Below are 11999 nucleotides of genomic sequence, written 5' to 3' on the forward strand. Positions count from 1 at the left end.
GCGGATGTCCGCTAGGCTGGCCCGCGTCCTTGTCCCGAGCGTGAGGAAAGACAGTGACAGAGATCGTCGCGAACGCGCAGTGATTCCGCGCTGATCCGTCGATCCTTCGACACGCAGCCTCCGGCTGCGGCTCAGGAACCGGATGGCCGCTTCCGCAGCCACCTTCGACGTGTCCGCGCGCCGCTGAAAACCGCACCGCGCTGACCGTCGATCTCACGCCCTCCGCCGGGCTTCTGCATGCCCGGCATCCGTGGGCCCTCGTGGACTCCGACGTCAGCGCCTGACTGACGAAGGAGACCCCATGACCACCAACACCCTCACACCCTCTGTCGTGCTCGACCGCGTGTCGTTCACGTGGCCCGACGGCACGGCCGCACTCACCGACGTCTCGGGAGCGTTCGGCTCTCGGCGCACGGGTCTCGTCGGCCGCAACGGCGCCGGCAAGTCCACGCTGCTCCGGCTCATCGCCCGCGAGCTCGCACCCACCTCGGGTCGCATCGAGGCGGGGGCGGACGCCGCATACCTGCCGCAGCGGCTGACGCTCGACGTCGACCGACCGGTGTTCGACGTGCTCGGAATCGGCGACGCGCTGCGCGCGCTGCGGGCGATCGAGGCCGGAGACGCCGACCCACGTCACTTCGACGCGGTCGGGACGGACTGGGACGTCGAGGCGCGGGCGCACGCCGCCCTCGCCGAGGCGGGGCTCGCGCCCGAGATGCTCGACCGCCGCGTCGGCGAGCTGTCGGGCGGCGAAGCCGTGCTCACCGCGATCGCGGGCATCCGCCTGCGGTCTGCCGGCGAACGCGCACCCATCGCGCTGCTCGACGAGCCGACGAACAACCTCGACCGCGACGCGCGCGCACGTCTGTACGACATGGTGCGCTCGTGGCGGGGCACGCTGATCGTGGTGAGTCACGACGTCGCGCTGCTCGACCTCATGGACGAGACCGCGGAGCTCTACGCGAACGAGCTCTCCGTGTTCGGCGGCCCGTACTCCGAATGGAGGGTGTGGCTCGAGACCGAGCAGGACGCCGCCCGCCAGGCCGAGCGCGCCGCCGCCCAGGCGCTGCGCCGCGAGAAGCGCCAGCGCATCGAGGCCGAGACCACGATCTCGCGCCGCAGGCAGATGGGTCAGAAGGCCTACGCCGAGAAACGCGAGCCGAGGATCGTCATGAACGCCAGGAAGCGCGCGGCCCAGGTGTCGGCGGGCAAGCTCCGCGGGGAGAAGGCCGATCGCGAGGCGACCGCCCGCGAGGCGCTCGACGCCGCCGAGCGGCGCGTGCGCGACGACGCGATCGTCAAGATCGACCTGCCCGACCCGGGCGTGCCCTCGGGTCGCCGCATCGCGACGATCAGCGACGCCCGCCACTCCTGGATCGTGCAGGGGCCCGAGCGCGTCGCGCTGATCGGTCCGAACGGGGTCGGCAAGACGACCCTGCTGGAGCGTCTGGTCGGGAGCGCGGTGAATCCGCCGGGCTCGATGGGCTCGGCGGGGGCTGTAGGAGGGGCTGAACGCCAGTTCGGCCCGGCGCTTTCACGCGCGGTCGCTCACACCGACCGCATCGGCTACCTGCCGCAGCGCATCGACGGGCTCGACGACGGGGCATCCGTGCTCGAGAACGTCGCGGCCGTCGCGCAGAGCATCGGCACGGTCGAGCTGCGCAACCGCCTCGCGCGGTTCCTCATCAGGGGCGCCACGGTGGAGAGACCGGTCGGCACACTGTCGGGCGGCGAGCGATTCCGCGTCGCTCTCGCACGGCTGCTGCTGGCCGATCCGCCTCCGCAGCTGCTCGTGCTCGACGAGCCGACGAACAACCTCGACCTCGACACGGTCGACCAGCTCGTCGGCGCGCTGGCCTCCTATCGCGGAGCCGTCCTCGTGGTGAGCCACGACGACGTGTTCCTCGAACGGCTCGGGGTCGATCTCGTGCTCGAGCTCGGCGCCGACGGGATGCTCACCGAGAGGTGACACAGCGCGGCATCCGGATCCATGCGATCCGGGTGCCGCGCCCGCAAGCCTCAGCCGAACGGATGCGTCTCGAGGATCGTCACCGTGAGCGAGGCGCCCGAGGGTGCCGTGTAGGTGACCGTGTCGCCGACGTGCCGGCCGCTGATCGCGGCGCCGAGTGGGGACGTCGGCGAGTAGACGTCGAGGTCGACGCCCTGGTCGTTGCGCACGAGCTCGCGGCTGCCGAGCAGGAACCTCTCGACCGAGCCGTCCGCCTCGAAGCGGACCGACACGATCATGCCGGGCTCGACCAGCCCGTCGTCGGGCTTCGGGCCGACGACGGCGCGGCGGATGAGCTCGCGCAGCTCGATGACGCGGGCCTGGTCGGCGTCGGGCTGCGCGACGAGCTCGGCGAGCTCCTCTTCGAGCGACGCCAGCGTCGCGGGGGTCATCCAGACGGGTTCCGTCACGTTGCTCATCGTCGACTCCTCCTCTTTGGCCGGAAGCGGCAAAGAACCTCCTAGCCTAGTCCCACTCCGTGAGAAAGGCCAGCGCAGGCGAACGGCCTACTCCCCGGGCACGGGGTCGTCCCCGCGAGACCACGCGATCGCGATGAGCCGCCGCAGGACGTCGACGTCGACGTCCTCGAGCTTCTTCACGTACACGCACCCGGCGCCCTCGGTGTAGGTCCCGAGCTTCGGCAGCAGCGCGGCGCCCTCGGGCAGATCCTTGAGCCCGTACAGCGACAGCTGCGCCTTGCGCGGCGAGAACGCCGCCTTCGGCCAGTCGCCGCGCGTACGCGGGTCGGCGGGCGACACGTAGCGGTAGGCGCCGTAGCCCACCATCGACGGACCCCACATCACGGGGTCCTCGCCCGTCACCTCGCGGAAGATCTCGGCGAGCGCCAGCCCGTCCTCTCGCCGCTTCGCGGGGGTCACGCCCTCGAGGAACTCGCGGACGTCGGCATCCGTGGGCTTGGTCTTGATCTCGGCCATGCCCCATTGTCCGCCCGGCGAGGCCGGGATGGCCAGAACCGGATGCCGCGGCGCGGCGCGGCCGTGCCGCTGGGATCCCGCTGGGCATCGCGCAACCCCTGCCCCGATGTCGCCGGGGGCGACCAAGATGGATGCGTGGGCGACGTGCTCGAACGGTTCGGTCCTGCCACGCAGGACTGGTTCCGTGGCGCCTTCGCGCGGCCGACCGACGCCCAGGTGGGCGCGTGGAAGGCGATCTCGGCCGGCAAGCACGCGCTCGTCGTCGCCCCGACCGGGTCGGGCAAGACGCTCTCGGCGTTCCTGTGGGCGATCGACCGCATCTTCCATGAGAAGCAGGTGACCCCTGCGCCGCAGCCCACGGGCCGGGGGCGCGCTCGCCGCACGGATTCGGCCACACGGGTCCTGTACATCTCCCCGCTCAAGGCCCTCGGCGTCGACGTCGAGCGCAACCTGCGCTCCCCTCTCGTCGGCATCGGCCAATCGGCGCGGCGCTTGGGGATCGCCGTGCCGGATGTCTCGGTCGGCGTGCGCTCGGGCGACACGACGTCGAGCGACCGGCGCAAGCTCGTCGCGGATCCGCCCGACATCCTCATCACGACGCCCGAGTCGCTGTACCTCATGCTCACGAGTCAGGCGGGCGACACCCTGCGCGGCGTTCACACGGTCATCGTCGATGAGGTCCACGCGGTCGCAGCCACCAAGCGCGGCGCGCACCTCGCGGTCAGCCTCGAGCGGCTCGACGACCTGCGGCGCGGGTTCGCCGAGTCGGCGGGGCTCGCGGACTTCGCACCCGTCCAACGCATCGGGCTCTCGGCGACGGTCCGCCCCATCGACGAGGTCGCGCGGTTCCTGGGTGGGGCGCAGCCGGTCGAGATCGTCGCGCCGCGCGCGACGAAGGCGTTCGATCTGCGGGTGGTCGTCCCGATCGACGACCTGAGCAACCCGCCACCCCCGCCAGGTGTCGATGCGGATGCGTGGGCGCCCGCGGAGGCGGATGGCGACGGGGCCGCCTCCCCGGGTGCCGAGGGAGGACGCGAAGCGCGCGAGAGGAGGCGCGGCGCTCCCGAGCCCGACCCCGAGGACTGGTTCTCCGACGGATCCAGTTCGCGCGCACCCTCGGCGACCGAGATCACGGGCTCTGTGTGGCCGCATGTCGAAGAGGCGATCGTCGACCGCATCCTCCAGCACCGGTCCACGATCGTGTTCGCGAACTCGCGACGCCTCGCCGAGCGGTTGACGGGACGCCTCAACGAGATCTACGCGGAGCGTCTCGGCCTCTCTTCCGCGAGCTCAGGGACCGAGTCGAGGCAGCCTCCGCCCGCGGCGATGATGGCGCAGGCCGGTGCGACCGCCGGGGCGCCGCCTGTGCTCGCGAAGGCGCACCACGGATCGGTGTCGAAGGAACAGCGGGCGATCGTCGAGGACGAGCTCAAGTCCGGGGTGCTCAAGTGCGTCGTCGCGACGAGCAGCCTCGAGCTCGGCATCGACATGGGCGCCGTCGACCTCGTGATCCAGGTCGAGGCGCCGCCGTCTGCGGCATCCGGTCTGCAGCGAGTCGGCCGAGCCGGCCATCAGGTCGGCGAGGTGAGCCGCGCCGCGCTCTTCCCGAAGCACCGCGGTGACGTGCTCCACACCGCGATCGTCACCGAGCGCATGCTCGCGGGGCAGATCGAGGCGATCGCGGTGCCGCAGAACCCGCTCGACATCCTCGCGCAGCAGACGGTCGCCGCATCCTCCGTCGGCCCGCTCGATGTCGAGGGCTGGTACGAGACGGTGAAGCGCAGCGCGCCGTTCCGCACGCTGCCGCGGTCGGCGTACGAGGCGACGCTCGACTTGCTCGCAGGACGCTTCCCCTCCGACGAGTTCGCCGAGTTGCGGCCGCGCGTCGTGTGGGACCGCGACCAGGGCGTGCTCCTCGGCCGGCCCGGTGCGCAGCGGATCGCCGTCACGAGCGGCGGCACGATTCCCGACCGCGGCCTGTTCGGCGTGTACGTCGCCGGCGAGAGCCGCAACGCGCGGGTCGGCGAGCTCGACGAGGAGATGGTGTACGAGTCGCGCGTCAACGACGTGTTCACGCTCGGCACCACGAGCTGGCGCATCGTCGAGATCACGCACGATCGCGTGAACGTCGTGCCCGCGTTCGGGCAGCCGGGCAAGGTGCCGTTCTGGCACGGCGACGGCATCGGGCGCCCGGCGGAGCTGGGCGAAGCCCTCGGGAAGTTCTCGCGCGAGGTGTCGTCGGCACCCGCTGAGAAGGCGATCGAGCGACTGCGCGAGTCCGGGCTCGACGAGAACGCGATCGGGAACCTCCTCTCCTACCTCGCCGAGCAGCGCGAGGCGACGGGCACGCTCCCGACCGACCGCACGCTGACGGTCGAACGCGGCCGCGACGAGGTCGGCGACTGGCGCGTGATCCTGCATTCCCCGTACGGCATGCAGGTCCATGCCCCGTGGGCGCTCGCCGTCAACGCGCGGATTCGCGAGCGGCTCGGGGTCGAAGGATCCGCGGTCGCGAGCGACGACGGGATCATCGCGAGGGTTCCGGATGCCACGGCCGAACCGCCGGGCGCCGAGCTGTTCGTCTTCGAACCCGACGAGCTCGAGCAGATCGTGACCGAAGAGGTCGGCGGATCGGCGCTGTTCGCCTCGAGGTTCCGCGAGTGCGCCGCGCGGGCGCTCCTGCTCCCCCGCACGAACCCCAACCGCCGCAGTCCGCTGTGGCAGCAGCGGCAGCGCTCGGCCCAACTGCTCGAGGTCGCACGACGATACCCGACCTTCCCGATCATCCTCGAGACCCTCCGCGAGGTTCTGCAGGACGTCTACGACGTGCCGTCGCTGCTGCGCATCGCGCGCGATATCGGGGACCGCCGCATCCGGCTCATCGAGGTGACGACCGCGCAGCCGTCGCCGTTCGCGCGCGATCTGCTGTTCGGATACGTCGGTGCGTTCATGTACGAGGGCGACTCGCCGCTCGCCGAACGCCGCGCGGCCGCGCTCTCGGTCGACCCTGCCCTCTTGAGCGATTTGCTCGGCAAGGTCGAGATGCGCGAGCTGCTCGACCCCGACGTGATCGCCCAGTTCGAGCGCGAGGCCCAGCGCCTGGCACCCGACCGGCGCGTGCGCGGCGTCGAGGGCGTCGCCGACCTGCTGCGGATGCTCGGGCCGCTTGACGCGGCCGAGGTCGCCGCGCGGCTGCAGGCGGAGTCACCCGACGGGCAGGTCGCGGAACGGGGAGCGGACGAGGTCCCCGAGTCGAGTTCCCCCGACCGAGAGCCCGAGCCGGATTCGCAGCCCGCGGAGAGTGGCCGCCCGGCGACGGACACTCCCTCTGCGACGGAGGCCGAGGCATCCGCACACCTCGACGCGCTCGTGCAGAGCAAGCGCGCGATCGCCGTCACGATCGCCGGCGTCGCCCGATACGCGGCGATCGAAGATGCCGGGCGTCTGCGCGACGCACTCGGCGTCGCGCTCCCCATCGGCGTGCCGACGGCGTTCGTCGAACCGGTCGCCGACCCGATGGGCGACCTCGTCGCACGCTTCGCGCGCACGCACGGTCCGTTCGCGGCGACCGCCGTCGCGGACCGCCTCGGCATCGGCGTCGCGGTCGCGCGGCAGACGCTCCAGCGGCTCGAATCGCAGGGGCGCATCGCGAGCGGGTTCTTCCTGCCCGAGCCGACGACGACCCCCGCGCAGGACGGCACCGCCGATGAGACGGAGTGGTGCGACTCGGAAGTGCTTCGTCGCCTGCGCATGCGCTCGCTCGCCGCGATCCGGGGCAGCGTCGAGCCCGTGCCGCCCGACGCGTTCGCGCGGTTCCTGCCGGTGTGGCAGCACGTCACGCGTCCGCTCGAGGGCATCGACGGCGTGGCCGCGGTCATCGAGCAGCTCGCGGGCGTGCCCATCCCGGCGAGCGCGTGGGAGTCGCTCATCCTCCCGTCGCGTGTCGCCGACTACTCCCCCACGTATCTCGACGAGCTCACGGCGAGCGGCGAGGTCATCTGGTCGGGCCACGGCGCCCTGCCCGGACGCGACGGCTGGATCGCGCTCCACCCCGCCGACGCCGTCACCCTCACGATCGCGCCGCCCGACGACGAGCTCGCACCGGCGGCCGGCAGTCTCGAGGAGCGCATCGTCGAGATGCTGCGCGCCGGCGGCGCATACTTCGCCGCGCAGCTGCGCCAGCTCGCGGATGCCGAGAACGAGCAGTCCGTCGTCGAGGCGCTGTGGAACCTCACGTGGTCGGGTCGCGTCACGAACGACACGTTCGCCCCCGTCCGCACGCTCATCGGTCAGGGCTCCCAGGCGCACCGGGTCTCGCGGCGCACGCCGCGCGGGCGCATGTACCGCGGCGCGACGCTCGCGCGCGTGGCCTCGAGCGCCCCACCGCGACCTCCCTCGATCGGCGGACGCTGGTCGCTGCTCCCCGAACCCGAGCCGGATGCGGCGCTCCGCGCGACGGCCGCGGGGAGCCTGCTCCTCGACAGGTACGGCGTCGTCACGCGTGGATCCGTTCAGTCAGAGGGCGTTCCGGGCGGGTTCGCGCAGGTATACCGCGTGCTCGCCGGATTCGAGGAGGCCGGGCACTGCCGCCGGGGATACCTCATCGAGAAGCTCGGGGCGGCGCAGTTCGCGGCATCCGCCACCATCGATCGGCTGCGCGAGTTCGCCGCGGTCGCCGACCCGCCACCCCTCGCCGCGATCACGCTCGCAGCGACCGACCCCGCCAACCCGTACGGTGCGGCCCTCCCGTGGCCGGCGCTCGAAGGCGTGTCGCACCGTCCCGGGCGCAAGGCGGGCGGGCTCGTCGTGCTCGTCGACGGCGTTCTCACGCTCTATCTCGAACGCGGCGGCAAGTCCGCGCTGGCGTTCACCGACGACGAGGCACGGCTGCAGGCGGCGACGAAGAGCCTCGCCGACACGGCTCGGCGCCGCGGGCTCGACACCCTCACGATCGAGCAGGTCAACGGGGCGTTCGTCTACGGCACGGCGGTCGGCCGCGCTTTGCGCGACGCGGGATTCGTCGAATCGCCGCGCGGACTCACGTTGCGACGCGAACGGGCGTCGGCGATGACCGGGGCGCGGACGGATGCCTGAGGGCGACACCGTCCATCGCACTGCGCGGCGGCTCGACGACGCCCTCGCGGGTGGCACCGTCACGCGATTCGAGTTGCGTGTGCCGCGAGTCGCCGCCGCCGACCTGCGCGGCGAGACGGTGCACGACGTGGTCGCGCGCGGCAAGCATCTGCTGCACCGCATCGGCGACTGGACGCTGCACACGCACCTCAAGATGGAGGGCGAGTGGCACGTCTACCGTCCCGGCGAGCGCTGGCGGAAGCCGTCGTTCAAGGCACGCGCCGTCGTCTCCGCCGAAGGACCACGCGGCGGCGCTGAGACCGTGGGCTTCGACCTGGCCGAGATCGCGCTCGTGCCGACCTCCGAAGAGGAGACCCTCGTCGGGTATCTCGGCCCCGACCCCCTCTCGGACGACTGGGATCCCGCCGAGGCCGCGCGGCGCATCGCCGCGGACACGCGTGCGATGCACGTCGCCCTGCAGGACCAGCGGAACGTCGCCGGATTCGGCAACGAGTACGTCAACGAGATCCTGTTCGTGCGCGGCATCCGCCCCGACACCCCCGCGAACCAGACGGATGCCGCAGCCGCCGTCGACCTCGGTGCCCGCATGATCCGCGCCAATCGCGACCGCCGCGACCGCACGTTCACCGGCGACACGCGCCCCGGGCGGACGACGTGGGTGTACGGCCGCGACGGTCGCCCGTGCCGCCGCTGCGGGACCCTCATCCGGCGCGGCTCGCTCGGCGCGGATCCGACCCGCGAGCGCAACGTCTTCTGGTGTCCGCGCTGCCAACCGTAAGACCCCGGGTCAGCGCGGAAATCTGCGCATCGAATCGTTGCGAGGGAATGAATCAGGCCGGGATTCCGTTATCTCCCACGTGGCATCGAATGGTGCCGCAGGAGGGGAATGTGGGCAAGAACTACGTCGACATCGAGAACGACCGCGGTGAGATCCTGCGGTATCGCAAGCATGTCAACGGTCGTGGCTTGATCGCGAACGGCGCGAAGGTGCACCCGAGCGCCGTTGTCGAGGCCGGCGCGTACGTCGAGCCCGGTGTGCACATCGCCGCCGGCGCGCACGTCGGACGCGGAGCCTGGGTCGAGACGGATGCCGTCATCGGCCCCGACGCGCAGATCGCCCCCCACGCGCACATCGGTCCCGGTGCCGCTATCGGCGCCGGCGCGAAGATCGGTGTTCGCACTCACGTCGGAAGCGGCGCACGCGTCGCCGTCGGTTCGCTCATCGGCGACGACGAGACGATCGCCGACGGCGAGAGGGTCGCCACCGACCGTCGCGGTCTGCGACTGGCCGCCTGACGGCAGCCGCTTCATCTCGCTTTCGCTCGCTCAGCGAACGGTCCGGGAGGGCCGAGGCTGGGCGAGCGTTTCGCATGCCTCCGAAGCCGCGTCACGCGAACAGGAAGAGCACGAATCCGATGAGCGGCAGCGTGCCCTGGATGAGAGCCGCCCGCATGTACTTCGAGCCCGTCGTGACGAGCACCAGCGCGGCCGCGACCATCGAGCCGAGGCTGAAGAGCACGAGCGTGCGGCCCGCGATGCCGGCGACGGTGCCGGCGTCTCCGGCCCAGAACAGGACGATGCCGAGGATCGCGCCGATCGCGAGGAACAGGTTGTAGAAGCCCTGGTTGTACGCCATCGGCTTCGTCGCATCCGCGGTCGCCTGGTCGGGGACGCCGAAGCGCTTCCAGATGCGAGGCTGCGTCCACTGCACGCTCTCCATCACGAAGATGTACACGTGCAGGAGGGCCGCGAGCGCGGCGAACGCCGTGGCGAGGATCGGCACCATGAGCGAACGATACCGCCCGGGCTACGCTGGCGACATGGCGAAGGGCGGCGGCTCCGGCGCGCGTGGGCGCGGTTCGGGGCGAGGGCGGCGGCCGCCGGCGGCTCGTTCCGGCGCGAAGGGCAAGCCCTCCGTGAAAGCGCCGCGCCGAAACCGGCCGAGGACGGCACCTGAGGCCGCCGAAGAGCCGATCCGGCCCGCCCGTTTCACGCTCGGGGCCATCGCCGGCGCGACTCCGGGCAAGTGGATCGCGACGTGGCGGGAGCGCGTGCCCGAGGTCCCGCTCGAGCTCCGGCACATCTCGGTCGCGACGCAGCGGGATGAGCTGCTGGCGCCGCGGGACCCCGACGCGGAGGAACCACCCCTCGACGCCGCCCTCGTGCGTCTGCCGATGGATCGCGAGGGTCTCCACGTCCTCCCGCTGTACGACGAGGTGCCTGTCGTCGTCGTGTCGAAGGAGTCCCACCTGACCGCCGCCGACGTGCTCGAGCTCGACGACCTCGCGGGTGAGGTCGTGATCGTCCCGCGCGACGACGTCCTCCGCGTCGAGGTGCCGGGCGCCGCCGCGGCGTCATTCGATCCGCCGGACGACACCGAGCAGGCGATCGCGACCGTCGCGGCAGGCGTCGGCATCGTCATCGTGCCGATGTCGCTCGCGCGCCTGCACCACCGCCGTGACGTCGAGCATCGCCCGCTTCGCGACGGCCCGACATCGACCGTCGCCCTCGCGTGGCCCGCCGACAGGACGACCCCGCTCGTCGACACATTCGTCGGAATCGTGCGCGGCCGCACGGCGAACTCGTCTCGCTGACCCGTCGCAGAGAGGCCGCGCAGAAGCACAGAAGAAGGGGGCGCCGCCGCCTGACCCCTGCGGCACCCCCCTCGGATCGGCGCCTTCGCGACCGAGTGCCATGGCATTCCCGAACCCGGCACCCCCAGTCGATCGCAACGCATCCCCAGACGGAGCCTGGCCGAGGCTCCATGCAAGCGTCGTTCCACGATGTCGGAGCGCCTCCCCGGGCGCTTGATACATCGAGGTCGGAAATCTCTTCAGAATCCCGCTCCGTGGGCTTGGAACGGGGCGACGAGCCCGGTACGGGCGGATGCCTCGGCGAGCGCGACAGCCGGCGGGACGCCCGCCGCGAGCCCCTCGTGCATCGCGCCGAGCAGCTCGCAGGCGACGTCATCGGCGACCACGACCGGCGCAGCGATGACGCACCGAGTTCCCGCGTGCAGCCAGATGCGTGTCATGCCGATCGCCTCCTCGCCCCACCGCACGGACGACCGCCCCACCTCGCACGCCGAGAGCACGACCGTGTCGGGGATCCGCGGGATGAGGTCGATGTCGTAGCCGAAGAGCGTCCCATCGGCGAGTTCAAGACCGGAGAACATGGGGTTGTCCACGGCGTGGTGGCCGTGGGCGGCGATGTGCAGCACGTCGACGTGTGCGGCGAGGTCGGTGACGGATGCGGCGTCCGCCTCCCTTCCGCGCACGATTCGGGCACTCGGCCAGGAGCGGGCCGCGGCATCGGTCTCCTCGTCGCCGCGCGCCACGCGCGGACCGACAACGAAGCCCGCGGATGACCGGGCGCCCGCGGGCGCGGAGCGCCAGGTCACCCAGAACGACACAGAGGGCGCGAGCGTGATCGCGCGCCCCGCCGCATCGGGGAGCATCATCCACGGGATCCCCGCGAGCACGCCGGGCGTCGTGATCACGACGCGATCGACGTCGCCCGCGGCGCGGAGCGTGGGCGCGAGGAGCAGCCGCGACAGACGGGCGAGGCGACCGTCGAGCGCATCGCGCACGACGCCCGCCAGAGGCCCGGCGATGAGCGATGCGGACATGTCGAGGTCGGCGCGCAGGCCCTTCAAGGCGGCGCGGACGCCGTCCCAGTCGAGGGGCACGATGGCACGCGACGACCCTGTCGCCACGACACCGCTCAGGCCCCGCCCGTCGAAGACGATCGAGATCACCGCCTCGCGGGGTGTCAACGCGCTCTGCACGTCATCGAGCGCGACGCGCTGGGGGCCTCCCCCGACGCGCGACCACTGGCGCTCGCGGATGCTGTCGCGGAGCTGCGCCGCCCGGCCCTCGCCGAGCCAGTCACCGTCGGACTGCTCCGCGCGCAGCACGCGCAGCTCCGCCAGCTCGGCGGCGAGCTCCGGGTCGCGCGGCGGA

Annotated in this window: 9 protein-coding genes; 5 read left to right on the top strand and 4 right to left on the bottom strand. The window is 72.0% G+C overall.

Going from position 1 to position 11999, the window contains the following annotated elements:
* Positions 1-301: 301 nt before the first annotated feature.
* On the top strand, positions 302-1969 hold the full coding sequence (locus VFF97_RS16090; RefSeq protein WP_325034516.1) for an ABC-F family ATP-binding cassette domain-containing protein: 1668 nt from the start codon (positions 302-304) through the stop codon (positions 1967-1969).
* A gap of 50 nt (positions 1970-2019) precedes the next feature.
* On the opposite strand, the gene VFF97_RS16095 is transcribed toward VFF97_RS16090, so the two are convergent.
* Positions 2020-2427, bottom strand: coding sequence for a GreA/GreB family elongation factor (locus VFF97_RS16095; protein ID WP_325034517.1), 408 nt, complete (start codon positions 2425-2427; stop codon positions 2020-2022).
* Between the two features lie 87 nt (positions 2428-2514).
* Positions 2515-2943 carry a DUF1801 domain-containing protein gene (locus VFF97_RS16100; RefSeq protein ID WP_325034518.1) on the bottom strand — a complete coding sequence of 143 codons (429 nt, stop codon included), beginning with the start codon at positions 2941-2943 and terminating at the stop codon, positions 2515-2517.
* A gap of 135 nt (positions 2944-3078) precedes the next feature.
* On the opposite strand from VFF97_RS16100, the gene VFF97_RS16105 reads away from it, so the two are divergent.
* The 3 genes from VFF97_RS16105 (at position 3079) to VFF97_RS16115 (ending at position 9333) form a co-directional block, all read left to right on the top strand.
* Complete coding sequence (locus tag VFF97_RS16105; protein ID WP_325034519.1) at positions 3079-8037, top strand: Lhr family ATP-dependent helicase; 4959 nt, start codon at positions 3079-3081, stop codon at positions 8035-8037.
* Positions 8030-8815, top strand: a complete 786-nt coding sequence (locus VFF97_RS16110) for a DNA-formamidopyrimidine glycosylase family protein (RefSeq protein ID WP_325034520.1) — start codon at positions 8030-8032, stop codon at positions 8813-8815. The genes VFF97_RS16105 and VFF97_RS16110 overlap by 8 nt, the downstream gene beginning before the upstream one ends.
* Positions 8816-8925: 110 nt before the next feature.
* The gene (locus VFF97_RS16115; RefSeq protein ID WP_325034521.1) at positions 8926-9333 is read left to right on the top strand and encodes a transferase; all 408 of its coding nucleotides are present in this window, start codon (positions 8926-8928) and stop codon (positions 9331-9333) included.
* Between the two features lie 91 nt (positions 9334-9424).
* On the opposite strand, the gene VFF97_RS16120 is transcribed toward VFF97_RS16115, so the two are convergent.
* Positions 9425-9823 carry a DUF1304 domain-containing protein gene (locus tag VFF97_RS16120; protein ID WP_325034522.1) on the bottom strand — a complete coding sequence of 133 codons (399 nt, stop codon included), beginning with the start codon at positions 9821-9823 and terminating at the stop codon, positions 9425-9427.
* Between VFF97_RS16120 and VFF97_RS16125 the strand changes: the two genes are divergently transcribed.
* Entirely contained in the window at positions 9822-10631 is an 810-nt protein-coding gene (locus VFF97_RS16125) for a LysR family substrate-binding domain-containing protein (protein ID WP_325034523.1), read from the top strand. The two genes, VFF97_RS16120 and VFF97_RS16125, sit on opposite strands and share 2 nt — an antisense overlap.
* Before the next feature lie 239 nt (positions 10632-10870).
* Here VFF97_RS16125 and VFF97_RS16130 read toward each other — a convergent pair.
* On the bottom strand, positions 10871-11999 hold a 1129-nt coding region (locus VFF97_RS16130), incomplete at its 5' end, for a CHAT domain-containing protein (protein ID WP_325034524.1).

Source organism: Microbacterium sp. (assembly GCF_035687345.1).
Lineage (GTDB): Bacteria > Actinomycetota > Actinomycetes > Actinomycetales > Microbacteriaceae > Microbacterium.

Bases quoted from the DNA above. Each gene is read 5' to 3' on its own strand.
- VFF97_RS16090 (WP_325034516.1), top strand. From the start codon at position 302: ATGACCACCAACACCCTCACACCCTCTGTCGTGCTCGACCGCGTGTCG.
- VFF97_RS16095 (WP_325034517.1), bottom strand. From the start codon at position 2,427: ATGAGCAACGTGACGGAACCCGTCTGGATGACCCCCGCGACGCTGGCG.
- VFF97_RS16100 (WP_325034518.1), bottom strand. From the start codon at position 2,943: ATGGCCGAGATCAAGACCAAGCCCACGGATGCCGACGTCCGCGAGTTC.
- VFF97_RS16110 (WP_325034520.1), top strand. From the start codon at position 8,030: ATGCCTGAGGGCGACACCGTCCATCGCACTGCGCGGCGGCTCGACGAC.
- VFF97_RS16125 (WP_325034523.1), top strand. From the start codon at position 9,822: ATGAGCGAACGATACCGCCCGGGCTACGCTGGCGACATGGCGAAGGGC.
- VFF97_RS16120 (WP_325034522.1), bottom strand. From the start codon at position 9,823: ATGGTGCCGATCCTCGCCACGGCGTTCGCCGCGCTCGCGGCCCTCCTG.